Raw genomic sequence first — 24,225 nt, 5'->3', positions numbered from 1 at the left:
GTTCAAACATGCGAATGATCTGCTCTTTCCGTCCGGCGGAACTCGGCCGGGGTGACGCCGATCTCTTTTTTGAAGGCGCGGGTGAAGGCTGAGTCCGAGGCATAGCCTGCGCTTTCGGCCGCGTCGGTCAGTGAGGCGTCGCCCTGTTTGAGCACGTTTTTGGCAATTTCCATGCGCCAGCCGGTGACATACTCCATGGGCGGCATCTGCATCTGCTCGCGAAATTGCACGGCAAAGCCGGTGCGGGACATGCCTGCGGCATGGGCGAGTGTCTCGACGGTCCAACTGTCTGCGGGGGCTTTGTGGAAGGCATCCAGCGCCTTGCTCAGATGTTTGTCGGAAAAGCCTCCCAGCGCGGAGTCCTGTGCGGCATCGCTTTCAAGATAGCTGCGCACAGCCTGCGCCAAAATGGCCTCCGACATTTTGAGGGCAATCAGATCGCCGCCCATCTTGTGTCCGCCGGCTTCCTCGCCGATTACCCGCAGGGTGGCCTCCATGAACCGCCCGGCGGTTTCGCCATAGTTGGTGAGGTGAATGTAGGGGGGCAGCCGCTCCATCAGGATGTGGCGGGATTTGGGATCAAAGGCGAAGTGGCCGCAGATCAGCTGGGTCTCGCTTTGCGGCTCCTCGCCGCCGTAGACCAGAACGCCCGATCCATCAAAGCCGGAGCGCTCCAGCACCGTATCGAGCGGCATGACCGTGTGCTCGGGATCGTGCCCGCAGTAGAGATCATGTGATGCGCCATGGGGGATGATGACCAGATCCCCCTGATTGAGGGCGATGGGCTCCGCGACACCGTTGACCCGCACGAGACAGGCGCCGCGATGGGCAAAGTGAAACCGGGCCACGTTTTCATAGCTTGGCACGGCCACGCCCCAGGGCTTGGTGAAGGACGTGCGGAAGTAGAGCGTTCCGCGCATGGAGAGTTTGTTGAGGATGTCACTGAGCAGATCAAGCATGTGTCCACCATAGAGGTGCCAGCGCTTCTGTACAGACAACTGAACGATCTGCATGAAACTTAGGACGTTCAAGCATATATCGCGCAGCTTGCTTCCGATTACTCCTGTTTTATCGCAACACCCTATGGAGTTCTCAAGATGAAGAAACTGATTTCCGCACTCGCCGTGGCTCTGGCCATGACTGGGGTTCAAGCCGCTGCGCAGGACGTTGCCGAGATGAGCGACCTGGAATATGCGCATATTGCCTATACGGCGGACAACATCGACATTCGCTATGCTCATCTGGCGCTGGCGCTGTCGACCAACCCTGAGATCCACGAATTTGCAAACACCATGATCCGCGACCATACGGCGGTGAACGAAGCCGCGCTGGGGCTGCTGGATAAGCTTGGTGCAACGGCGCAGGACAATGCCTTCAGCCAGACATTGAATGCCAATGCCGAAGAGATCATCGCCGGCTTTGTGAAGCTGCGCGGGGCTGAATTTGATGCGGCTTATGCGGCCAATGAGCTTGCCTACCACAAGGCGGTGAACGAGCTGGTGGAGAACACCATGATCCCCAATATCGACAATGCCGAGGTGAAGGCGCTGTTTGAGCAGGGGCTTGAGATTTTCAAGGCGCATGAGGTGCATGCGGAGATGATGGTGAAGGCGCTGCAGTGATGGGACGTGCGTTGTCACGCCGCGCCTTGATGGGAGGAGCGGTCGCGTCAGCGGCCGCTCTGACGTTTCTCCGTGCCAAGACCACGGCGGCCAAACCCATGATCCATGAGGTGCGGATCACCTCCTTTACCTTTGAGCCGGAGCATCTGGAGGTGTCGATGGGCGACATCATCCGCTGGACCAACGAAGATTTGGCACCGCATACGGCAACCGCGCTGGAGTTTGGCTGGGACACCGCCGAAATTGAGAAAGGCGCATCCGCGGAAGTGACCGTGACGGAGGGGATGGAGACCGCCTATTTCTGCGTCTTTCATCCGCATATGACCGGAACGCTTTCAATTTCCTGATCCGCTGCCAAGGCGCTGGTCTGAGGCGCAAAAGAAAACCCGCGCCGAAGGAAGGCTCCGGCGCGGGTTTGTATTTCGTTTCAGACCCCTATCAGGCGAAGTAGACGCCGGATTCTGCCATTGGCAGCTCTGCGATCAGCTGGCTGTCCTCAGTCAGAGCGGCAATCGCGTTGGCCAGCGCCGGTGCGGAGGGCGGGGTGCCCGGCTCACCAATGCCGGTGGGCGCTTCGGCTGAGGCGATGATGTGGGTTTCAATCGCCTTGATGTCGGAAATCCGCAGGGGCTCGTAATCCGGGAAGTTGGATTGCTCCACCGCGCCGCCATCCAGCGTGATCTGGTCGCGCATGGCGTGGCCGATGCCGTAGCCGATGCCGCCTTCGATCTGCGCGCGCACGGTGTCCGGGTTGACGGCGATGCCGCAATCCACGGCGGCGGTGACTTTCTCGATCACGATGCCGTCGTCGTTGTTGCCCGAAATTTCCACCACTTCTGCCACGTAGGAGCCGAAGGATTTGTGCACGGCGATGCCCTGGGTGCGACCGGCAGGAGCATTGCCCCAGCCCGCTTTTTCCGCAGCCAGTTTCAGCACCGCCGCCTTGCGGGCAGCGTCGCCTTCACCGGTCAGATAGGACAGGCGGAAGTCGACCGGATCCTGACCGGCGGCTTTCGCTGCCAGATCCATCATCACTTCCATCACATAGGCCGTGTGGGTGTGGCCCACGGAGCGCCACCACAGAACGCTGGTCGCCTTTTGGGTGTCGGTCAGGCCGACAAACTGGCCGGGGATGGTGTAGGGGCTGTCTGCCACGCCCTCAACCGAGGAGTGGTCGATGCCGTCATGCACCAGCGCCGCTTCAAAGGCGGTGCCTTTGATGACCGACTGACCCGCGATCTGGTGATCCCAGCCCACAATTGTCCCGGCATCGTCCAGACCCACGCGCACCTTGTGGCCGAAGGCCGGACGGTAGTAGCCGCTGCGGATGTCGTCTTCGCGGTCCCAAACCAGTTTCACCGGGCGGGAGCGATCGGTCATCACAAACGACAGGCCTGCTTCGACCTGATAGTCGGCATCAGGGGTTGCGCGACGGCCAAAGGAGCCACCGGCCAGCATGCTGTTGATCTCGATCTGCTCAGGCGGCAGTTGGAAGATCTGCTGATAGGCCATGTGGGTGCCTGTCGGCATCTGTGCGCCGTCATGCAGCACGATCTTGCCCTCAGCCGTCTGCTCGATGGTGCAGTTCAGCGGCTCCATCGGGGCATGGGCCAGAAGCGGGAAGTAGAAGGTTTTCTCTACCACTGTGGCCGCACCATCAACGGCGGCTTGCACCGCAGAGCGTTCGGCTTTGTTGACGTTGTAGGTTGGCTCAGCATTGAGCGCCGCCATGATCTCGTCTTTGATTTCCGCAGAGGAGCGGCTCTCAGCGGCGGAATTGTCCCACTCCACCTCAATGGCGTTGCGGGCCTGCATGGCCGCCCAGGTGTTTTCGGCATAGACCGCGACACCGTGTTTGGTGGGCAGGGCCTGCGCCATGATGAAGCCTTTGACGTCTTTGGCTGCGCTGTCATCAAAGCTTGCCACAACACCGCCTTTTTGCGGGGTGCGTTTGATCATCACAACCATCTGGTTGTCCAGATGCACGTCCATAGCGAATTGGGCCTGACCGTTGACCTTGATCGGGCTGTCCAGACGGCGGGTCGCGTCATTGCCGATGAGCTTCCACTCAGAAGCGTCGCGCAGGCGTGGCTCTGCGGGCACGTCCATTTCGGCAGCAGCGGCGACAAAATCGCCCATGGAGGCGGAGTTGCCACCACCGGTCACCATGCCATCCACGATGTCCAGAGCGGCGGCATCCACACCCCATTCTTTGGCGGCGGCGGAGATCAGCATCTCGCGCGCAGCCGCACCGGCATTGCGGTACTGCATCCAGGAGTTGGCCATGGCGGTGGAGCCGCCGGTGCCCTGGAAGGGGCCGAACAGCAGGTTGTTGTAGACCTGCGGATCAGAGGGCGCGAATTCATAGGTGATCTGATCCATGGTCACGCCAAGCTCTTCGGCGATCAGGGTGGTCAGACCGGTGGCCGGGCCTTGGCCAAATTCGACGTGTTTGATGAGCGCGATTGCGCGGCCATCGGCGCCGATTTTCACAAACGGGTTGAGCGCCGCGTCCGCAGAGCTGGAAGCGGCCATAACGCCTTTTGCATTGGCACCGATGTAAAGTGCTGCGCCTGCGGCGGCGGCGGATTTCAGAAAGCCGCGACGAGAAAGATGAGCAGTCATTGTCTTATGCCTCCAGAATTTCGGCTGCACGCTGCACACCGGCGCGGATGCGCGGGTAGGTGGCACAGCGGCAGGCGTTGCCATACATGTAATCGTCGATCTCTTCGGCGGTGGGCTTGGCGTTTTCGCGCAGAAGGCCCACGGCGTTCATGATCTGGCCGGATTGGCAGTAGCCGCATTGCACAACGTCAAGTTCCAGCCATGCCTGCTGCACAGCCGCGCCAACTTTGTCTTCTTCCATCTTTTCGATGGTGGTGATTTCGGCGTCTTCCACATCTTCGATGTAGGTCTGGCAGGAGCGCACAGGCTCGCCGTTCATGTGCACGGTGCAGGCGCCGCAGGAGGCCACGCCGCAGCCAAATTTGGTGCCGGTCAGTTTCAGCTCATCGCGGATCACCCACAGCAGCGGAGTGCCCGGTTCGGCTTCGACCTCATGGGTCTTGCCGTTCAATTTCAGTGAGATTGCCATAGCTATCAGGTCTCCCTCTGGCTCAGTTATCAGTCTTTTGGTTGTTCAAACTCTGCAAATAGCTCTGCATAGTCCGGGTGCCACCGCGACAGGGCGGGGCGGTTTTCAAGGATGTCCCCCAAGGCCCAGGTCACGCGGCGCATGTCGCGTGCATGGGATACGTCGTTGTCCGGGCAAAGGATGTAAAAATCCCCTACCGTCATGCGCGTTATCAAATGATCTACGGTTTGCTCAGATGTCCAAGCGCCGGCCGGTTTTTCGGGGATATGGCGCGAAATCATGCCGGTGTAGGTGAAGCCGGGCACAAACAGATGGGCAGAAATCGGCGCACCGGCTTCGCGCAGCTCATGGGCGAGGCTTTCGGTGGCAACTTTCACGCCCGCCTTGGAGACGTTGTAGGCAGGGTTGCCCGGTGGTGTGGTGATGCCCTGTTTGGAGCCTGTGTTGATCACAACAGCGGGGCGGTTTGCGGCCACCATGCGGGGCAGGAAGGCCTGCACGCCGTTGATCACCCCAAAGAGGTTGACCTCCAGCGTTTTGCGCCAGGCCTCGGCGTGATCCCAACTGCTGCTTGGCAGGCCGATGCCTGCGTTGTTCATCAAGACAGCCACGTCGCCGAGCGCAAAGGCCGCGTCTGCAAGGGCCTGCACGGCGGTTGCATCGCTCACGTCTGTGGGCAGGGTGGTGACCTCGGCGCCTTCGGCTAGCAGATCGCCGATGGCTTCCGCCGCCTGAGAGAGCGCCTCGCCCGGCAGGTCCGCCAACAGCACGCTCAGGCCATCCCGCGCAAAGCGCTCCGCAGCGGCGAAGCCGACGCCGCTTGCGCCACCGGTGACAACGGCCCAGCCGCCTGCCTGAAGTGCGTCTTGATACATGGTGTCTCTCGTTCCTGCGTCAGAGCTGCGATAAAAGGCGCTGAAGTGGCATGAGTTTCGTGAGCGGGAAAAGTGATGTTCGCGCTCACAAGATAGCACAGGGCGGGGCAAAGAGGTTGCCTGTTTCTCCAAATGATCTGCCTAATCCTCCAGAGCGGCGGCTTTTGTGTATTTTTCTGCAGCGTGACAGCCCTATATTTGTGGGGCAAAGGAGGCCCCGATGATCACAAAAGATTTTGTGCAGGACGTTTTTGACCATGTGGCGGAACAGGGCGCATTGGGCGTTGGCTGTGTCACCGGGGTGGACGGGCTGTTTGCCTTTGCGGACCCGAATGTGAGCGATTGTACGCCGGGATTTTATGAGCCGATCATGTGTCTGGTGTTGCAGGGCACCAAGGAAGCGCAGATTGGCGGGCGGGTGATCCGCTACACCGCGGGGGACACGCTGGTGGTCAGCCATGCGGTGCATGTGGAGTCTGCGGTGATACAGGCCAGTGCCGAGGCGCCTTATGTGGCGCTGGCACTGAAGCTCGATCTGGCGCTGGCGCGCAGTCTTTATGATGAGATTGGCGGGATCGGGGAACCGAGCAAAGAGCTGCATTCGATGAATGTGGACAAGGGCGATGCGGCGCTGGTGGATGCGGTGGTCCGGCTTTATCAGCTGTCGCGTGATCCGGTCGAGGCGCGGGCATTGGCGCCACTGGTGCTGAAAGAAATCCACTTCCGCCTGCTGCGGGCCCGGCATGGCGCGATGCTGCGCCAGCTGTTGCGCCATGAAAGCGCGGCGAGCCGGATTTCCAAGACCATTGCCTATATCCGCGCAAACTTCAAAACCCAGATCCCGGTGGCGGATCTGGCGGCGGAATCCGGCATGAGCGCATCGGCGTTTCATGAGCATTTCAAGGCCGTTACCTCGACCACGCCGCTGCAATACCAAAAAGAGCTGCGCCTGATGGAGGCGCGGCGTCTGCTGTCGATCGGCAGCCTGACAGTGGCGGCGACCGCTTATGACGTGGGCTATGAAAGCCCGACACAGTTTAGCCGCGAATACTCCCGCAAGTTTGGCATCTCCCCAAGTGATCAGCGCAGTTCAGCAGCGGTGGCGGTCTGAGGCGGCTTTCAGCGGCCACAGGTCTTTGAAAAACCTGAAAAACACGCAGTTCGTGTCGGAAAAGCGCTTGCGTTGGCGGTTTTGCTTTCCCACTCTCCACGTAGAGGTTGAGGAGAGGGAACCACAGGATGAAGACGCGGACCAAGGTTGTTGTGATTGGGGGCGGCATTGCGGGCTGCTCGACGCTCTATCACCTCACGCAAGAGGGCTGGAGCGATGTGATGCTTCTGGAGCGCGATGAGCTGACCTCCGGCACCACATGGCACTCTGCCGCGCAGGTCACCAACTTTGGCATGACGCAGACCATGGTCGGCCTGAAGAGCCATTCGATACGGCTTTATCAGGAGCTGGCCAATGATCCTGAGTATCCGATCAACTATCACCATGGTGACGGTGGCATTCGGCTGGCCAACACTGAGGCGCAGATGGAGGGCTATCGTCATTTTGCCTCCATGGCGCGGGGGATGGATGTGGATTTTGAGGTGATTGACGCGGAGGAATGCGCGCGGCGGCATCCGCTGATTTCCACAGACAACCTGCTGGGCGGGCTTTGGGACCCGATGGATGGGGACATCGATCCGGCGCAGCTCTGTCAGGCGCTGGCGCGGCGGGCGCGGCTTGCGGGGGCGGAGGTGCATAGGCACACGCCGGTAACCGCGCTGCGGCAGCTCAAGGATGACACTTGGGAGGTGGAGACCCCCAAAGGCACGATCCACGCCGATATTGTGGTGAACGCCTGCGGCTACCGCGTGAATGAGGTGGGCGCGATGATGGGGGTGCATCATCCGGTGGCCTCTATGGAGCACCAGTATTTCCTGTCCGAGGAGATCCCGGCCATTCGGGATGCGGGGCACCGGATGCCGCTGCTGCGCTGTCCGATCAGCGATTATTATTGCCGTCAGGAAAAGAACGGCCTGTTGCTCGGGTTTTATGAGCAGGACTGCAAGACCTGGGGCATGGATGGGATTGATCCGAATTTCACCAACGCTCTGTGCCCGGATGATCTCGACCGTGTGACGGACGTGTTGGAGGGCGCCTTTGCGCGGATGCCTGCGCTTATGGAGGCGGGGATCCATACGGTGATCAACGGGCCGATCACCTATACGATTGATGGCGCGCCGCTGGTGGGGCCGATCCCGGGCAAGCGCAACGCCTATTGCATCATTGGCCTGCGGGCCGGGCTGGGCGAGGGCGGTGGCCATGGCTGGCTGCTGGCACAGCAGATCGTGCATGGAGAAGCCTGCTATGACACCTGGGTGATTGATCCGCGCCGGTTCACGGGCCATGGCAATGTGGAGCTGACCGCGCTGAAGGCGATTGAGGATTACCAGAACGAGTTCCGCTTTCACTTCCCCCATGAGCATCGCCCGGCGGGACGGCCGATCAAGACCACGCCTTTGACGCCGGTGCTGGCCGCAGAGGGGGCAGAATTTGGCGTGGTGAATGGCTGGGAGCGGATGGACTACATCAAGCCGACGTCGGATTTTGAGGAAAGCCACAGCTTCGGGTTTACCGAGGTTGAGCCGGTTGTGGCCAAGGAGGTGGCGGCTGTGGCGAGCAGCGTCGGCCTGACAGAGGTGAGCGGGTTCAACAGGTTTGAGATCACCGGCACGGATGCGCAGAGCTTTCTGGACCGGATGATCTGTGGCCGCCTGCCGCGCAAAGAGGGGCGTGTCGGGCTGGGCTATCTGCTGAACGAGAAGGGCATGCTGAAGAGTGAGGCAACGGTGGCCAATCTCCCTGCGAGCGCCACGGGGCCTGCGCGGATTTGGTATGGCTCTGCTGCGGCGGCGGAGTATCACGATATGGACTGGTTACGCAGCCATATCGGGGCTGATGAGGATGTGCAGATCCGTTCGCTGACCAATGATTTCACCATCCTTGTGCTGGCAGGGCCCAAGGCGCGGGACGTGCTTGCGGCGGCGGCGCGCGGCGATTGGTCAGCGGAAGGCTTCCCCTGGTTGTCCGTGCGCGAGACATTTGTGGGCATCGCGCGAGCGGTGGTGATGTCTGTGAGCTTTTCCGGGGAGTTGGCCTATGAACTTCATGTGCCCAACAACCAGCTTTATGCGGCCTATCTGGCGTTGCGGAAAGCGGGCGGGGCGCATGGGTTGACCCTGTTTGGCAGTCGCGCGGTGGAGGCGATGCGGCTTGAGAAAGGCTATCTGCATTGGAAGGCGGAGATCCTTACTGAGTTTGATCCTTTTGAGGCCGGTCTGGCGCGGTTTGTGACTTTGGACAAAGGCGCGTTTGTGGGGCGTGACGCCTTGGTGGCGCGACAGGTGGAGGGGCGGCAGCGGCGGCTGGTCACGCTGAAGATCGACACAGATGCGTTGCCTGCCCATGGCGGTGCGTCACTGATGGCCGAAGGCAAAGTTGTTGGCACTGTCACCTCTGGCGCTTGGGGGCACCGCGTGGGGATGAACCTTGCCATGGCCTATGTGCTGCCGGAGCTGGCGAAGGTTGGCACGCGGATGCAGGCGGACCTTTGCGGTGGGCTTTACGACGCCGAAGTGATCACGCCGTCGCCCTATGATCCGGAGCTGACCAAGGTGCGCAGTTGAGGCGTCAGCCGTTGTTTTTGAGCACATCAACGGCGCGCAGCAAAAGATCCTGATTGCCGGAGACAATGTCGCGCCGTGTGGTGAGATGCAGAAAATCAGGGCGTGCGCCGAGGCCTTCAAGCGGTAGGCCGTCATTGTCGCCCACCCGCAGCGCACGGCGCACGGCGATATTGGCCTCCACACCGGCAGCAAGCGGCGGCATTGGTGATGCGCCTGCGGCCTGCGCGAAGCGGTCGATCTGATCAAGTGACCAGACATTGGCCCCGCCCGCGCCTGTGGTGGGGTCAAGGCCGATAATTTTGCCGATCTTGTTGTCCTCAAACCCGGCGGCAAAATAATCGGTGGTGGAGTAGCTGAGTGCGTCGATGATGGCGACAACGGGGCCGGTGTAGCTGCCTTCCAAGCCCTGCCAATGGGCGTCTTCGACGAGCTGGAAGCCCTGCGAAAACATCTGGCCGGTCTCAAGCACCATGTCGAGTGAGCGTTTCCAGCGGTGGAAAAACTCTGCGCCGCCTGAGAGTTTGCGGGTCGCGGGCGTGGCGAGGAAGGTGTTGCGGCTGAAGCTGACAGGTTTGTCGGTGAGCAGGCGCAGGAGCGCTTCGCCTGCTGGGATGGTGCCGCCGGGGTTGGCACGCACATCCACGATCAGACCGGATTGCGGCATTTGCGCCAGGATGTTGGCCATATTCTCCACAAAGGCGCGGATGTTGTTTGTGTGAAACGAAAAAATCCGCAGCACACCGTAGCTCTCCCCGCCGGGCAGGGTGAGGATGGAGGGGCGAATGCCGGGGGCGGCCTGCGTAGCCCCCTGCAGCTCATCCACGCGCAGGCCGGTGTCTGCGGCGGTGAGGCCCAGCACCTGACTGCGGGCGCGCAGCGGGCGGGAGAAGAGCGCCTGAAGCCCCTGGTTGATCACATCGGTGCCTGCGTCGAGCCCGAGCAGGGGCGCGGCACCTTCGGCGGCCTCTTCTGCCACGCCGCCTTGTGCGCCCGTACCCCCAGCAGGCGCGCTTGGGGCGATGACCACTTGCCACTGAAAGGTGGAGTTGCGCTGTGCGCCGGTGCCGTCGATGAATGTGAGCGTGACCCAATCCTCATCAGGCGGTTGGGCATAGGCCATGGGGCGCAGGGTGAGTGCGCGCAGGGCCAGTGCGATGCGCGCCCAAGGGTTGGAGCCATTGGTCTGCCAGGAGAAATTCTCGATGAACGTGCGGATCGGGACGCCGTTCCAATGGGTGATCTCGACCCCGATGTTGAAGTGGGGATCATCCGGCGCATTGATCAACTTGGTGACAATCAGCTTGCGCCGCTGATCCTCATAACAGCTCTCCAGCACAAAGGGCAGGAAGGCGATCATCTGGTTCCAAGGGGCGGGCATGCGCACGGTGGTGTGGCGGTCCCGCAGGCTGGTGAAGATGCTCAGCAGACGGCGGAAGAAAGCGTGGGAAGAGAAATAGGCGTCGGCATCATCGGCGAGCAGTTCGAGCTCGCGCACGGGGTTGATCGCCATGGAGCCGACCTTTTGTGGCAGATGCACGTAGTAGTCGCCCAAAACCTCGCGCAGGCGGTTGGCGATGTCGCGGCGCTCATCGGCGGGGATGGGCGTGTCCTGATTGCGGACGGCCCAGAGGGCAAGGGGCGGATTGTCAGAGGGTTGTGGCATCAGGCGTCTCCCGGACCGGACAGGGCAAACTCGCCGATAGAGCCTTCCACATGAGGATCCTGACCGGTGAGCTGGGCAAAAAGCGCGGCGTTGCCAAGGCCGAGGCCGCAGGGGGAGAGGCCCATGGCGGTGGCGGCGAGGTAGAAGGCCATATAGGCCGCGCCGGTGGTTTTGAGCTGTGTGGCGTAGGCCATGCCGGAATATTTCCACTGCATGCGCTGAAAGCGGCTGCCAAAGGTCAGCACCGCATCGGGGGCAGAGGTCATGGCCATGGCGGTGAGCGCATCATTGGCCAGCGCAGCACAGGAGGCATCCCAGTCGCGCAATAAGAGGAGCTCGTGGCTGGCCGCTGCATAAAAGTAGAACCCGGGGCGCAGGCCCGCGACGTTTTGTGCGGTGATGTAGATTTCAGACTCATAGGCGCCGCCACCGGAAGGATAGGGGCGGGAGGTAAAGCTGCCGAGGTCGGTTTCAAAATGTGAGCGGATGCGGGCGGTGCGGTAGAGAAAGATGCCGAGTTCCATCAGCGTCAGAGCGCGACGCATGCGCGGGCGGCGCGAGCTGCGCAGCTCCATCGCTTGTGTCAGCGGCAGGTCGGTGGCTGAAAGCGCGGCCAGATCCGCTGCCATCAGCGGAACGCGGCCAAGGTTTTCCGGCTCCGGATGTAGGGCAGGCTGGGCGTAGATGTCGTCTTTGAACTGGAAGGTTGCGCCGATGGGATCATGGGTGAACCCCATGCGGGAGCGGGCGTGAAAGGCGAGGTCTTGCGGCTCCCACTGGCGCAGAGTGTCGTTGTGATCCTCCGCCAGTTTGCCGTCCTCCTCCACCGCGCCAATGATGCCCGCGACAGACAGCATGGCGCAGATGGTGTCGCGCTGGCCGGTCGGGATACGCCCCTGAGAGAGGCCTGCGGCGGTTGCGCCTTCTGTGAAGAGGGCGAGGAGTTTGGAGCCGGTGACGGTGTCGGTGCGCAGGCTGGCACGATAACCTGAGAGCGGGCGCTCCAGGATCAGAGTGTCGCCCTCGCGCCGGATGTTTGTGAAACGCGACAGCCGGTAGGGGGCCTCCGGATCCGGTTCCGGCTGCAGCGGTGGAAGCACATATTGCTGGATCGGCCAGATGGTGATGACGGCCTCGTCGCGCTCCTCTGAGCCGTAGCGCAGACATCCCATTGCGCCGAGGGTCAGGAGCGCGCTTTGCAGCACGTCCTCGGCCATGGATTGACCTGCCTCGCGCGCCTCTATGCTGGCCTTGGCGATGGCTGCTGTTGGCGTGCCATCCGGATCTGACAGCAGCGCGCGCAGGGTCTCCACAAAGTCGGGGGCATTCACCGAGTGCGGCGTGAGCGCGGTGTCCAGCAGCGTTGCTACGTCTTGATCCTGAGGGGGATCTATCCAGAGGTGCATGGCGGCCTCCTTTCTCAGAGGAACATCGCAATGGGGTTGAGCTGTTCCTCGGTCAAAGCGCGCTCCATCCGGCCCATTTTGACCGGCACGTCATAAAGACGACCGGGGGCGTAGCGCGCCCAGAAATGGCGCAGGCCGGGGGCGAAGACACGCACCACCGGGAGGCCAATATCGGCGCGGGTTTGGTTGATCACGAGGACCTCATGGCCCGCATTTTCGACACGCGAGATGGCGCCTCGCAGCGTGTCGGTGATGCGGGGGGCGGAGATCTGTGGATAGTCTGCGAGCTTGCGCGCTGTGCCGGTCGGCACGAGGTAGGGCTGGTTTTCATAGGTGGCGGTTTGCCACCAGTTCAGGCTGTCGGGATCGTCAAAGGCATAATGCGTGCGCCCGTCCACGCCGACGCTGAGCACGGCGGGCATGAACTGGTTCATTTCGGTGAGCGCGCGCAGGATGCCGACGCGGGCGTCCAGATGTGCACCAAAGCCCATGACGATGTCCTCTGTCGGCCCGCCGACGCGGCGGTTGATGGCGACAAAGGACGGGATGCCAAGATCGGTGGTGATGTCGAGCACGTGGAACTCGCGCTTGTGCTGGGCGTAAAAAGCGCGGTTCTCAGCCACAAACGCATCATCGAGACCGGTAAGATCGACCTCGGCCATGGGCAGGCGGTTGTACCACCAGATGGCCACGGAATCCCGCTCAACAAGCTCCATCAGCCCTTGCAGAAAGGCGTCCTCGTAGCTGGATCCAGCCGCCGCGCCGTTGCTGTCAGCCCAAGAGGTGAAGCGGTTGTTGGGCGCGGGGTAGGAGTAAAACAGCAGGGAGGTGGGCAGGTATTTCATGCGCTCCTCGGTGACGGACCAGACCGGGGTCCAGTCGACCACCTCATCTGCGGTTTGCTTTTCCGGCACGATCTGGAACTGGCTGCCGCGGGCGTTCCATTCCGCGCGATCCTGATACTGCTTGTCGGAATAAAGCATCAGATCATTGGGGTGCAGCGCACTGTCGCCAAGCATTTCAAGGGAGGCAGGCACGCGCAGTTCCTCCCCGCGATACTTGCCGGAGTAGCGCTCCAGCGCCTCACAGAGCGCGGAGGTGCGGGCCTGCTGATCGGTGCGTCCTTTGCCGGAGGACACCGAGCGCAGGTTCTGTTTGAGACCCCAGAGGCCATTGGGTTTGACCGCCAGATTGTTGCCCGCAGAATAGGTGCGCAGCGGGGTGACGCCATTGTAGGGCGAGGGCGTGAGCTCTTTGATGACGCCGGTGAGCGGGCTGATGTGGATCGCGTATCTTTCAAAGGTCTGCGCGGCACTGGCGGCGCGTTCGCCATTCTCGACCCCATCGGCGGCGTCGCGGTCCTCAAACTGTTGCGGAGCGCCGCCCACCAATCCGAGGCTGGGGGTGCCGCAACAAGCACATTGCGGACGTTTGAGCAGGCGGTGCGGTTTGCGCTCCAGCGTGAGCGGCATAAGCTGGTTGAGCACGCCTGCAACTTCGGGGTTCTGACCGGACACGATGTAGCGCATCAGCTGGGTCGTGGCCGAGGCAAGCGCTTGTGCATAAAAGGCATCTGACTGCACCACAGGGCGCGGAGGCGCGCCTTTGATGGCCATGCGGCCCGCGAGCATCACCTCGACATCGCGGTTTTCCAGAAGGCGGCTTTCAAGACATTCCCAACATCCTGTTGTGCCAGGGATGAAGAGCGGCCCGACAAGCGGCGTCAGCCCCCAGGGGCGCACCAGAAGCCAGGGCTGGCCACTGGCCTGAAGCCGCGCGTTGAGCGGGCGCAGGGTTTCGTCGAGGTAGTCTTCGACCACAACAAGCGTGATGCGTCCGGCCTCCTGATCCACGGAAAGGCCTACGGATTGCGCCCAGGCGATGGCATTGGCCTGCTCGCTGGCATTGGGGGCCACAACCGTGACCGGGAATTGCGCGAGCTGTGCGCGGGCGGCCTGACTGTTCATGCCAAGGGACGACCAGAAAAGCGCTTCCTCGGGGCTGGCTTCAGGGTCGGCTTCGCGCAGATGGCCGGCATGTGTGAGATAATCCAGCGCGGCGTAGACTTCCTCAGGCGTGGCAATGGAGGCGAGCAGGGCGGCAATGTCCTCGCGGCTGTTGTGCCCGTTCAGAAGCGGAAGTAGATGGGAGAGGATATGCCCCTCAAGCGCAAAACTGTCGGAATCTGAGAGCAGTACATGGCCTTCGCCATAGACGGTATAGGCTTGATAATTTTCCTTCAGAATTGGGCGGATGAGCATGAGAGACCTCAAGGATTGTGGGCAAAGCGCTGAAATAAAATGAGAGCGTGGCATCGCCCGCGAAATGCGTGCGGGCGATGCAGAGGACTAAACCGGGGCGGGCTTAGCCGTAGGGGTAGGTGGCCACAGTGGCGCCACAGCCGTAGCTGGCCGCGCCGCCCATTGGTTGCAGCTCCATCGCCGAGCGCAGCGTGGAGACAGTTGCGCGGCTCATGGCGGCGGGGTTGAGCTCCATGGTGAGCGAGTCCCCGGCGCAGCCGTAGCAGGCGGCGCTGCCCACGGTGCCTGCAGTGCCACCAAAGGAGCCAGCGCTGCCGATGGTGCCTGCGCTGCCCCAGCAACCGCCCATCATCGGATCCTGCAGATCCCCCATATCCGCGACACAGCCGCAATAGGTGGCAAAAGACCCCATGGTGGCTCCGGACAGACGGGTTGAGCTGATGTCAGCCATATTGGCCTTGAAGGTCCCTTGAGCGGTGGCCGTGGTCATCGTTGTTGGCTGACATGGGCCAAAGGGGATCATGTTGGCGCGCTCGGTCTGCAGATCGGCGACAATGCCTGCGGACCCATAGGTGCCCACGGTGCCTGCGCTGCCTGCTGTGCCGCCGACGGAGCCAAGGCATCCGACGGTGCCGAAGGTGCCATTGCAGCCGCCTGCCATGGGCTCTGCGGAAAGGGGCGCAGGTTGCGAGACCAGCGAGCCGATGGTTTTCAGCGACGCGGTGGTCTGTTGCGTGGCAACGGTTGGCTTGATTGACGCTTGCGTGAGGCGAGAGGCCACGGTTTGCAGCGTCGCTATGGTTGGTTTGACCGACGCGATGGTGGGCTGTGTCACCATGCTGCCGGTGCAGGGATCCACGGGGGTGAGCTTGGCGCTATCCCCAGCACTGCCGTAGCAGGCTCCCGTGCCGACGGTGCCAGCGGTGCCGCCAAAGGTGCCTGCGCTGCCGATGGTGCCGGCGCTGCCCCAGCAGCCGCCCATCATCGGATCGCCATAGGTGCTGCCGGAGAGGCGGGTGGAGGAAATGGGGGGCGGCTGGCTCACCAGACTGGCCTGTGATTGCAAAGAGGCGATGGTGGGCTTGATCGTCGCGTCGGTTGGCTGCGTCGGGATACAGGGCTGTGTGGGCACGCAGGGCTTTGTCAGGATGCAAGGCGGCTGGCTTGGCAATGTGGGAATGCACGGCTGGGTGGGTTGCGTAGGGACGCAAGGTTGCGTGGGTTGTGTTGGAATGCAGGGCTGTGTTGGTCTCGTGGCGACAGTGGGTTGCGTTGGGACGCAGGGGCGGCTGACCAGCGAGCCAATGGTGGGTTTGATGCTTGCGATGGTTGGCTGGGTTTGAATTGTCGGCTGGGTCGGCTTTGTGAAGGCGGTGGCGGCGGGGCCTTCGGGATCGGGTATCCCGGCTGAGCCATAAGAGCCGACAGTGGCCGCGGAGCCCGCCGTGCCGCCAATGGATCCAAGTGAGCCAGCGGTTCCGAAGGAGCCCACGCAACCGCCCATATAGGTGGCCGTGGTGCCTGATTGATCGGTGTACATTTGGGGTCCTCCTTGAAAATCACTTTGGTCTGAACTGTCTTGAGATGCGTTGCCCTGATCCGGGCTTTCGGCGGTATCGACGGCGGTTTGTTGGCAATGGCTCGCTTGGTCAGCGGGGGCGGTGGCATAGGTGCCGTAGGAATAGCCGTAGGCCACCATGCCCTGCGCCGCCTGTTCCTGCGCTTTGAGATTGAGTGCACCGGTGACCATGCGCTGGGCATCCGGCAGGGCGGGGACAAGATCTTTGTCCATGTCGACGCCGGAGATGTCCTCAATGCCGATGTCTTTGAAGGCGGAAGCCAGATCCGCGAAGGCGCTTTGGGCGTAATTGGCGTCCTGTGAGGCGGTGGAAATGATTTGCGCCCAGGCGAGCTGTATATCGGGCGCAGGTCGGGATGTATCGGGGGGTGGGGTCTCTGCACCCTCGGCGGATTCAGCGGAGTCGCCTTTGGGTGATGAGTCTGGTTTCTTGGCCATCTCAACTCCATCAATTTGAAATTTGAAATTTGCGGCGCCCGTATTGGTGAAATTGAATGGGTATTCAGGCGCGGTATTTTTGGAATGCTCTTTTTATATCACTTTATGGTGATGTGCATAAGTCAGATATCCACGACTTTGCGTGGATTTGAGGTCTGTTAATTTTAACTGATACACGTAATTGGATATTCTTGATTTGGTTTATAATGTTGATTTTATGTATTTATTTTAAGTTTCAATTGCCGATTTTGGTGTGGGTTGTTTTGTCTAAAAACTTTTGAATAAAGTCCGCATCGGCATTAATTTGCGTTGTGTGGGCTTATTTGGGCGATAATTCGCGCAGTATCGGGCGCTTTGGCGTGTCCATAAAAAAGAGCCCCGCCTTTTGCGGAGCTCTTTGTTTTGAATGTGCGATTTTTATTTGGGGGCGTTTTTACCGCGTTTCTTTCTCAGTTGCGCGATTTTTTTGCGTTCCCATTCTGCGCCGTGGCTTTCCACATGTTCTTGCGCAATTTGCAGAGCGCCCAGCCCCTTGCGGTTGCGGAAGAAAAAGTCGATGCCCAATTCGGCAAGCTCTTCCATATGGCGGATCAGAGCGGCTGGTTTGATCTCCTGATCTTCGGCGATCAGATGCGCGACGGTTTCGCCGAGGCCTGTGCGCCAGTTGATGTCGAAGCCTTTTTCCAGCAGCACCTGAATGAGCGCCATGCGGCGGGATTTGCCCATGGAGGCCACATGCAGCGCATTGTGGTTGTCCGCGTTGCGGGCGTCCTTGTTGGCACCAAGATCACAGAGCTCGACCAAGGCCTCTTTCTTCTCGGCTTTGGCTGCGAGGTGCAGGGGCGTGTTGTTGTTTGGATCGGTCACATTCACGCGCGCGCCGAGCTTCACAAGGGCACGGATGTTGGAAGCGTGGCCGGAGGCGGCGGCATAGTGCAGCGGGGTGAGGCCGTTGCTGTCGATCTCATTGACCTCAGCGCCCATGCCCACCAGCGCCTTGATGGCTTTGGTGCCTTCAGAGCGGCTTGAGCCGGCAGCCAGATGCAGCGGGGTGACGCCTTCGCGGTCTTTGGCAACAGGGCTGAGGCCCATGTCGTAAAGCGCGTTGATGCCCGGCATGTTCTTGGCTTCGGCAGCAGAGTGCATAGCGGTGCGTCCGCGATCATCCTCGGCCTCGATTTCCGCACCCAGCAGGCTGAGGATATCCAGCTTTTTCTTGGCCAGCGGAGAGCGCGCGGCGTAGTGGAATGCGCCTTCGCCGATTTCGGAGGTGGCGTTGACGTCCACGCCTTCCTCGATCACCTTCTCAAAGATCTCAAGGTCGGAGCAGCGTGCGGAGGAGTGAATCAGGCCTTCGCCAAACCGGTTCAGGGTCTTGGTGTTTGCGCCAAGCTGGGAGAGGGTGGCAAAGGATTTGCGGCCCAGAGCCTCCATGGTGGAGTTGATAGGGGTTTCTCCCTGCTTGTTCTCCATCTCCAGATCGGCGCCAAACTCATGCAGCTTTTTGATCACCTCGATATGGCCGAATTTGGCCGCGAAGTGCAGCGGGGTTTCTTCGAACTCGTTCTTGCAGTTCACGTTGACGCCGCTTTCCAGCAGGGTCTGCAGAATTTCCATGCGCCCCCAGCGTGCCGCATCATGCAGCAGGCTGGTGCCGTAGCTGCGATGTTTGGAGAGATCCGCGCCCAGTTTTTCAAGCGCGCGGAAGGAGGCGGGGTTTTCGGCGTTGATGGTGAGGAAGATCGGGGTTTCCTGACGGCCGTTGGTGGCCTCAAGATCTGCGCCGAGGCTTTGCAGTTTGCGCATGGCGACAAGCTGGCTGGCGGCAGAAGCCGCGTGCAGTGCGGTGTTGCCCTTGTTGTCGCGGTCCTCAAGGCCAATGCCGAGGCCCACCAGGCGGTCAAACAGGCGCACATCGCCCAGAGCCGCAGCCTTGTGCAGGATGGTGCCGCCATCAAAGCGGCGGGCATCCGCTTTGGCGCCCATTTTGATCAGCGCGTCAAAGATCTGTCCGCCGTCACGCGACGAGACATAAAAGAGCGGGGTTTCACCGCGGTTGTCGGTCACTTCGAGATCGGCACCGGCGGCGATGAGGGCCTCAACTGTGTGGAGCTGACCCGATGTGACGGCCATATGCATTGGTGTCATGCCGCTGTCGCCGGGGGAGGCGAGGTCCAGCCCGAAGGCTGCGAGCTTGGTGATCGCGGCCACGTTGCCTGCGCGGGCGGCCACATGCATGGGGGTCAGTTTCTGCGGGCTTGGCAGGATGAAGTTGAACCCGAAGCCGACGAGACGATCGAGTTTGGCCTCGGGGGCATCAGAGCGCACCGCGCCTTCGAGCGCTTGGAAGAAGATCATGTGGCTGCGATCATCAAAGGCCAGCGCGGCTTTGATCACATGGGTCATGGTGGCAAGGCTGCCGTAGCGGGCCGCCCATGTGACGGCGGAGGCCTCAGCTGTCAGTGCGAGGTCGATGCGCGCGCCACTGTCGATCAGGAAGGCAAACACATCGGGGCGCTGCAGGGTGGCGGCAAAGAGCAGGGGGCTTGTGCCGTAAGCACCCTGAAAGTTTACACCGCTGCCGACACGGGCATTTTCACGCACGGTGGCAAAGTCGTCGGTGGCAATGGAGATCATCAGTTCCGAGATGTCGCCATCGCGCAGAAGATCGGCAACCAGGCCGCTGGGGTCATCTGCCGGAATCGTCTTAATAAGGGCAAAGATGTCTTCGGCTGTTTCAGCCTTCACGCGTTGATCCAATTTTCGGCTCCCATCGGTTGATGGCTTATTCGAGTAGAGGCTAGAAGTTGACGGTTTCTGAAAATCAAACAGAGGTTCTATAAAATGCCGGGTATCTGGCGCGTGGTGACTTTGCGGGACTGGGCTTGAGAGCGGCGTAGCAGTCTTTTGAGGGGCTCCATACGCGCTGTGAAACGGATTTTCGGGGGCGTTTTGGCCGAATTTTCCAGAAAAATAGCGCGGTGCTGGAAAAACTAGGCCAAAATTACACCTTTGATGGCCGAATTTATCAGAGTTTCATAAAAACAAACACTTATGCGGAAAACTGCTTAGAATTTTAGGCGTCAGTTGCGCAGGAAACGCCCTGGCCTAAGGGGTGCTCTTCACATTTTTGAGAGCGCTGGCCGGAACTGTCAGCGAGTTGTCCGGCGCGAACATGTTGGCGTGAAGGTAAGTCACCCATATTGGCCTCACAAGGCGGGCCGCAGGGTTCGTCAAAGCTGAAACACCAAGCCCGAAACCACAGAGCTTTAGGAGGATGCGATGACTGAGTTCACAGTGACCACACCGTCGAATTTGCGCGCTGCCGTTTGCCCGAAGCCTGCGATGTCGAGGTTGGCCAGTTCTCTTGTTTTCCAGTTGCGACGGGACGCCTTACTCTAAGCCGCAACTGAAATCCCCGGTCGTCTGCGTAACCCCCTCTCCCTCCTCCCCCCCCCCCAACGCAGATGATCGGGGCCCCTATTTTCAAAGACCACCACTCACCCAAAACCGCGCCGGTCGCGTGCTGCCTGTCTGGCTGAAATTGCCAATACCACCACTCACACTCTCTCAGACACAGGCAGCCAACGACCGGCGAAAGGCGTGCAGATGATGCGCGCGACAACAGATTTTGCGGGGCAGGTATAATGTATCCGGCGGCCAAGCGGGGACTGATCAGGCCAGACTATCGTCAAAGGTGTGTCCGAAAGTGTCAGGGGGTTGTCCGGCGACGACATTTGGAAAACGCTTGCGATGGTGCATTAAGGTGGGGAGCGAAAGCACTTAGCTTTGCAATACCAATCTACCTCAGCGCCTTAGGAGGATGCGATGAACGCAAAAGACGTTATGGAAACCGACAGCATAGGAACAACCCTGCGTGCGTCTCTGGAAAAAATCCGCGCAGCCTATACCCGCTCTCCGGCACCGACACGGGAAGAGCGCAAGGACCGCCTGAACCGGTTGCACAAAGCTGTCATCGAATACAAAGACCGCCTCGTGGCCGCGGTGGACAAAGACTTTGACGGGCGCGCGCCGGCAGAGACCATGTTGGCGGAAATCCTGCCTGTTCTGGAAGGTATTCACTATAACAAGAAGAACCTTCGCAAGTGGATGCGCCAATCCCGTCGCGATGTGCCATTGACGCTGTTGGGTGCCAAAACCAAGGTGCATTATCAGCCACTGGGCGTTGTGGGCATTGTGGTGCCGTGGAACTTCCCGATTTTCCTTGGTCTCTCTCCATTGGTTGGGGCCCTCGCGGCTGGCAACCGGGCGATGATCAAGACCTCGGAGTTCGCCCCAGAAACAGGCAAAGTTCTCACTGAAATGGTGAATAAGCATTTCTCTGAAGAGGAAGTGGTTGTTGTCGGTGGCGGTGTGGAAGTTGCCACAGAGTTCACAAGACTGCCGTTTGACCACCTTGTTTTCACCGGCTCCACGCAGGTTGGCAAGATCGTGATGCGCGCGGCTGCCGAGAACCTCACCCCGGTGACGTTGGAACTGGGTGGCAAATCGCCTGCGATCATTCACGACAGCTTCCCCGTGGAAGAAGCGGCCAAACGGATCGCGTTTGGCAAAGGTCTGAACGCGGGTCAGATTTGTGTGGCGCCAGACTATATTATGGTGCCGCGCAGCAAGGTGAACGCCTTTGTGGAGGCCTTCAGCGAGGCGATTGCGAAGCACTACCCAACGCTGGCTTCCAACACGGATTATACCTCCATCATCACCGAGCGTCAGCGCGACCGGCTGGTGGACAATATCCGCGACGCCGAAGAAAAAGGCGCGACCATCAAGGTGATCAACCCAAGCAACGACAGCTTTGAAGGCACCCGCAAGTTGCCGATGCATGTGATCACAGACGTGTCTGACGATATGCGTGTGATGCAGGAAGAGATCTTTGGTCCGCTGTTGCCGGTGGTCGCTTACGACACGCTCGATGAGGCCATTGAGTATGTGAACGACCGGGACCGTCCGCTGGCGCTCTATTACTTTGACTGGGACAATGCGCGTGGCGAAAAGATCCTTAACGAGACCCACTCGGGCGGCGTGTGCATCAACGAAGTGGTCACGCATGTAGGGGTGGATGACATGCCCTTTGGTGGGGTCGGCCCATCTGGGATGGGACACTACCACGGCAAAGAGGGATTCCTGAACTTTTCAAAGGCCAAGGGTGTCGTGCGCAAAGGGCGCTTCAACGCCACAGCTTTGGTTGCTGCACCATGGAACAACAAGTTCTTCAACATCATGGTCAAATTCCAGCTGTGGCGCTTCAAAAAGCCCTAAGCTGATCAGGCTCAGGCCTCTGGGATCATCTGAACATTGCGCTTCCTCCCCGCACAGATGATCCCGCATAGACCACACCGAAGCGCGTCGTGCGCGCGCTTCGGCTCTTTACCTCTCCCAGCGCCTTTGAAGACGGCTGGGCCCATGCCTTTCTCCGAGATTGACAGATGATGAGCTCCCCGATCACCTATGCCCTGCGCGCGCTATCCACGTTTTTCCCGCCACAAAAGCCGCTGATTTTCTCAGGGCAGGGGGCTGTGTTGAAGCTGGCGGATTTGATGGTGATCAGCGGGCAGAAACGCCCTTTGCTGGTGACCGATGGTTTCTTGCTGAAGAACGGGATGCTGGATGAGCTGATCGCCTTTCTCGAAGAGGCGGGCTGCACGGTCACGGTGTTTGATGGCATCATCCCTAACCCGACCTTTGCGGTTGTGGAGGCCGGATTGGCCGCAAGCCGCGCGGGGCAATGTGATGCGGTTTTTGCGGTGGGCGGCGGCTCTGCCACTGATGCGGCCAAAGTGATTGCGGCGGCCAGCACCAGCAAGACGACATTGGCGCAGCTGACCGGCATTTTGAAGGTGAAACAGCCACCACTGCCGTTTTATGTGGCGCCCACAACCTCTGGTACCGGCTCTGAGGTGACCAGCGCGGCGGTGATTTCGGACACGGAGACCCACAAGAAGACGTTTTTCGTGGACCCCAAATATATTCCCATCGCAACCGCGTTTGACACGGGCCTGCTGAAATCTCTGCCCGGTCCGATGACGGCTGCGACCGGAATGGATGCGCTGACCCATGCGATTGAGGCCTATACCTCGCGCTACCGCTTTGCTGACACAGACCGGGATGCCGCCATGGCGATCAAGCTGATCGTCAAATTCCTGCCGGTGGCCTATGAGAACGGGGCGGATGAACATGCCCGGGAAATGGTCGCGCTGGGTTCCTTTCTGGCGGGCTATGCCTTCAGCAAGGCGAGCCTTGGCTATGTGCATGCGATTTCCCACCAGATCAGCGCGCATTACAACACGCCGCATGGGCTCGCGAATGCCATCCTGCTGCCGCGGGTGCTGCGGTTCAACAAGACCGCCTCAGCGCAGAGATATGGCAAGCTGGAGCGGATGCTGAGCGGCACTGAGACGGATGCTTTTGCGCCCGAACAGGTGGATCAGTTCATCGCTCGTGTTGATGCGCTGGCGGAGCGTGTGGGCATCCCTGTGAACCTGAAAGATGTGCAGCCTGCGGATTTTGACGCCATTGCAAAAGAGGCGCTGGTGGAAGCGCGCAGCTCTTATGCGGTGCCGCGTGTGATGCGCAAGGCGGATGTGGTTGCGATCCTGAAGTCTGTGGAAAGCGGCGGCCGGTCGGTGCGTTTTGTGTGAAGGTATCTGCCTTCAAATGAGGAATTGATAAATGATTTCAATCATGTGTGTGGTTCAGGAAGGGCAGATCTCAACAGAGGTTCAATACGCCCTAAGAGCAGCCATCAGCGCATTCACGCAGCGCGCCTTTGCTGCGGCAGCAGATATCGACTGGATCGTGGTGCCAAAGGGTAGCGGGTTTACCGCCGCTGCGCCCTCCACTGCGATGGTTGCGTCCATGCACGCAAACCGCAGCCTGAAACGCGGCGAGCGCACGGCGCTGCTGCGGGAGTTGGGAGAGATCTGCATGGAGCGGACCGGGTTGTCGCCCAATGAGGTTGTGACCTCAATTCGCGACCCGCAATAGACCGAGATTTACGCCCCCTTTGGGAGGGGCACATTTTAAACTAGGATAGGGCCGCGCATTGGGGGCCGGAAACACAAGCCCTCTTCGGATCGCGCTTTGGGAAGGAAGATGAAATGCCTCTCTATATGTGCAATGCCGTTCACGGTGTCATTTCAGCACACGCCAAAAAGCGCATCGCAGAAGACATTACGGACATTCACTGCGATGTCACCGGCGCGCCGCGCGAGTTTGTGCATGCGTTCTTTTTTGAGGATGCGCCACAGCTGGCGATTGATGGGAAAGCCGTGTTTCTGTTTGCCAGCATTCGCGAAGGGCATAGTGAGGCGCAGAAGGCCGCGCTTGTGAGCCGGATCACCGCGTCGATCCATGCCCATGTCGGGATCGATATGAACCAGATTGTCATGGACATCACGGATGTGCCGGCAAGCTGGTTCATGGAAGGCGGAGAGATTCTGCCGGAACCGGGAGAGGAAGGCGACTGGATCAAGCGGCGTCATCCGGTTGGGGTCTGATCGCGGCAGGATGGCTTTCTCATAAAAACCAATAAGCCCCGCAGGTGAACGACCAAACGGGGCTTTTTCATATGTCATGAAGTGTGTGTGCGCCT

At 60.4% G+C, this 24,225-nt stretch carries 17 protein-coding genes; 8 read left to right on the top strand and 9 right to left on the bottom strand.

Annotated elements, in window-relative coordinates; all coding sequences use genetic code 11:
• Window positions 1–2: 2 nt before the first annotated feature.
• Window positions 3–959, bottom strand: coding sequence for an AraC family transcriptional regulator (locus tag J7399_RS02100; RefSeq protein WP_209083863.1), 957 nt, complete (start codon window positions 957–959; stop codon window positions 3–5).
• Window positions 960–1,097: 138 nt separating this feature from the next.
• Here J7399_RS02100 and J7399_RS02095 point away from each other — a divergent pair, with 138 nt between their 5' ends.
• Window positions 1,098–1,622 carry a DUF4142 domain-containing protein gene (locus J7399_RS02095; RefSeq protein ID WP_209083862.1) on the top strand — a complete coding sequence of 175 codons (525 nt, stop codon included), beginning with the start codon at window positions 1,098–1,100 and terminating at the stop codon, window positions 1,620–1,622.
• Window positions 1,622–1,969 (top strand): cupredoxin domain-containing protein, encoded by a 348-nt coding sequence (locus J7399_RS02090; RefSeq protein WP_209083860.1) that lies wholly within the window; start codon window positions 1,622–1,624, stop codon window positions 1,967–1,969. Before J7399_RS02095 ends, J7399_RS02090 begins: the two co-directional genes overlap by 1 nt.
• Window positions 1,970–2,060: 91 nt before the next feature.
• On the opposite strand, the gene J7399_RS02085 is transcribed toward J7399_RS02090, so the two are convergent.
• From J7399_RS02085 to J7399_RS02075, 3 genes are read right to left on the bottom strand one after another with little or no spacing between them, the layout of a single operon-like run.
• Window positions 2,061–4,247, bottom strand: coding sequence for a molybdopterin cofactor-binding domain-containing protein (locus J7399_RS02085; protein WP_209083859.1), 2,187 nt, complete (start codon window positions 4,245–4,247; stop codon window positions 2,061–2,063).
• A 4-nt stretch (window positions 4,248–4,251) separates the two neighbouring features.
• Window positions 4,252–4,716 carry a (2Fe-2S)-binding protein gene (locus tag J7399_RS02080; RefSeq protein WP_209083858.1) on the bottom strand — a complete coding sequence of 155 codons (465 nt, stop codon included), beginning with the start codon at window positions 4,714–4,716 and terminating at the stop codon, window positions 4,252–4,254.
• A gap of 29 nt (window positions 4,717–4,745) precedes the next feature.
• Entirely contained in the window at window positions 4,746–5,591 is an 846-nt protein-coding gene (locus J7399_RS02075; RefSeq protein WP_209083857.1) for an SDR family NAD(P)-dependent oxidoreductase, read from the bottom strand.
• A gap of 220 nt (window positions 5,592–5,811) precedes the next feature.
• Here J7399_RS02075 and J7399_RS02070 point away from each other — a divergent pair, with 220 nt between their 5' ends.
• Both J7399_RS02070 and J7399_RS02065 read left to right on the top strand, forming a co-directional pair.
• Window positions 5,812–6,702: an AraC family transcriptional regulator gene (locus J7399_RS02070; RefSeq protein ID WP_209083856.1), complete on the top strand. Its 891-nt coding sequence runs from the start codon at window positions 5,812–5,814 to the stop codon at window positions 6,700–6,702.
• Window positions 6,703–6,830: 128 nt separating this feature from the next.
• Window positions 6,831–9,266, top strand: coding sequence for an FAD-dependent oxidoreductase (locus tag J7399_RS02065; RefSeq protein ID WP_209083855.1), 2,436 nt, complete (start codon window positions 6,831–6,833; stop codon window positions 9,264–9,266).
• A gap of 4 nt (window positions 9,267–9,270) precedes the next feature.
• Here the strand turns inward: J7399_RS02065 and J7399_RS02060 are convergent, their stop codons facing one another.
• The 5 genes from J7399_RS02060 to J7399_RS02040 form a co-directional block, all read right to left on the bottom strand.
• Complete coding sequence (locus tag J7399_RS02060; protein ID WP_209083854.1) at window positions 9,271–10,929, bottom strand: S41 family peptidase; 1,659 nt, start codon at window positions 10,927–10,929, stop codon at window positions 9,271–9,273.
• Window positions 10,929–12,335 carry a SagB family peptide dehydrogenase gene (locus tag J7399_RS02055; protein WP_209083853.1) on the bottom strand — a complete coding sequence of 469 codons (1,407 nt, stop codon included), beginning with the start codon at window positions 12,333–12,335 and terminating at the stop codon, window positions 10,929–10,931. The genes J7399_RS02060 and J7399_RS02055 overlap by 1 nt, the downstream gene beginning before the upstream one ends.
• Window positions 12,336–12,349: 14 nt before the next feature.
• Window positions 12,350–14,596, bottom strand: a complete 2,247-nt coding sequence (locus tag J7399_RS02050) for a TOMM precursor leader peptide-binding protein (protein ID WP_209083851.1) — start codon at window positions 14,594–14,596, stop codon at window positions 12,350–12,352.
• Between the two features lie 103 nt (window positions 14,597–14,699).
• On the bottom strand, window positions 14,700–16,613 hold the full coding sequence (locus tag J7399_RS02045) for a thiocillin family RiPP (protein ID WP_209083849.1): 1,914 nt from the start codon (window positions 16,611–16,613) through the stop codon (window positions 14,700–14,702).
• A 417-nt stretch (window positions 16,614–17,030) separates the two neighbouring features.
• Window positions 17,031–19,373 carry an ankyrin repeat domain-containing protein gene (locus J7399_RS02040; protein ID WP_209083847.1) on the bottom strand — a complete coding sequence of 781 codons (2,343 nt, stop codon included), beginning with the start codon at window positions 19,371–19,373 and terminating at the stop codon, window positions 17,031–17,033.
• 1,068 nt (window positions 19,374–20,441) lie between these two features.
• Here J7399_RS02040 and J7399_RS02035 point away from each other — a divergent pair.
• The 4 genes from J7399_RS02035 to J7399_RS02020 all read left to right on the top strand — a co-directional run bounded on the left by J7399_RS02035 (window position 20,442) and on the right by J7399_RS02020 (window position 24,130).
• Window positions 20,442–21,893, top strand: coding sequence for a coniferyl aldehyde dehydrogenase (locus J7399_RS02035; protein WP_209083845.1), 1,452 nt, complete (start codon window positions 20,442–20,444; stop codon window positions 21,891–21,893).
• A gap of 167 nt (window positions 21,894–22,060) precedes the next feature.
• On the top strand, window positions 22,061–23,272 hold the full coding sequence (locus J7399_RS02030) for an iron-containing alcohol dehydrogenase (protein WP_209083843.1): 1,212 nt from the start codon (window positions 22,061–22,063) through the stop codon (window positions 23,270–23,272).
• 31 nt (window positions 23,273–23,303) lie between these two features.
• On the top strand, window positions 23,304–23,618 hold the full coding sequence (locus J7399_RS02025) for a hypothetical protein (RefSeq protein ID WP_209083841.1): 315 nt from the start codon (window positions 23,304–23,306) through the stop codon (window positions 23,616–23,618).
• A gap of 113 nt (window positions 23,619–23,731) precedes the next feature.
• On the top strand, window positions 23,732–24,130 hold the full coding sequence (locus tag J7399_RS02020) for a tautomerase family protein (RefSeq protein WP_209083839.1): 399 nt from the start codon (window positions 23,732–23,734) through the stop codon (window positions 24,128–24,130).
• Window positions 24,131–24,225: the final 95 nt, after the last annotated feature.

Source organism: Shimia sp. R9_1 (assembly GCF_017743775.1).
Taxonomy (GTDB): Bacteria; Pseudomonadota; Alphaproteobacteria; order Rhodobacterales; family Rhodobacteraceae; genus Shimia.
This window is presented reverse-complemented; position numbering and strand designations above follow the sequence as displayed.

Coding starts and splice junctions, on each gene's coding strand:
- J7399_RS02095 (WP_209083862.1), top strand. CDS start 1,098: ATGAAGAAACTGATTTCCGCACTCGCCGTGGCTCTGGCCATGACTGGG.
- J7399_RS02055 (WP_209083853.1), bottom strand. CDS start 12,335: ATGCACCTCTGGATAGATCCCCCTCAGGATCAAGACGTAGCAACGCTG.
- J7399_RS02100 (WP_209083863.1), bottom strand. CDS start 959: ATGCTTGATCTGCTCAGTGACATCCTCAACAAACTCTCCATGCGCGGA.
- J7399_RS02070 (WP_209083856.1), top strand. CDS start 5,812: ATGATCACAAAAGATTTTGTGCAGGACGTTTTTGACCATGTGGCGGAA.
- J7399_RS02035 (WP_209083845.1), top strand. CDS start 20,442: ATGAACGCAAAAGACGTTATGGAAACCGACAGCATAGGAACAACCCTG.
- J7399_RS02050 (WP_209083851.1), bottom strand. CDS start 14,596: ATGCTCATCCGCCCAATTCTGAAGGAAAATTATCAAGCCTATACCGTC.
- J7399_RS02020 (WP_209083839.1), top strand. CDS start 23,732: ATGCCTCTCTATATGTGCAATGCCGTTCACGGTGTCATTTCAGCACAC.
- J7399_RS02030 (WP_209083843.1), top strand. CDS start 22,061: ATGATGAGCTCCCCGATCACCTATGCCCTGCGCGCGCTATCCACGTTT.
- J7399_RS02045 (WP_209083849.1), bottom strand. CDS start 16,613: ATGGCCAAGAAACCAGACTCATCACCCAAAGGCGACTCCGCTGAATCC.
- J7399_RS02080 (WP_209083858.1), bottom strand. CDS start 4,716: ATGGCAATCTCACTGAAATTGAACGGCAAGACCCATGAGGTCGAAGCC.
- J7399_RS02085 (WP_209083859.1), bottom strand. CDS start 4,247: ATGACTGCTCATCTTTCTCGTCGCGGCTTTCTGAAATCCGCCGCCGCC.
- J7399_RS02075 (WP_209083857.1), bottom strand. CDS start 5,591: ATGTATCAAGACGCACTTCAGGCAGGCGGCTGGGCCGTTGTCACCGGT.
- J7399_RS02060 (WP_209083854.1), bottom strand. CDS start 10,929: ATGCCACAACCCTCTGACAATCCGCCCCTTGCCCTCTGGGCCGTCCGC.
- J7399_RS02090 (WP_209083860.1), top strand. CDS start 1,622: ATGGGACGTGCGTTGTCACGCCGCGCCTTGATGGGAGGAGCGGTCGCG.
- J7399_RS02025 (WP_209083841.1), top strand. CDS start 23,304: ATGATTTCAATCATGTGTGTGGTTCAGGAAGGGCAGATCTCAACAGAG.
- J7399_RS02065 (WP_209083855.1), top strand. CDS start 6,831: ATGAAGACGCGGACCAAGGTTGTTGTGATTGGGGGCGGCATTGCGGGC.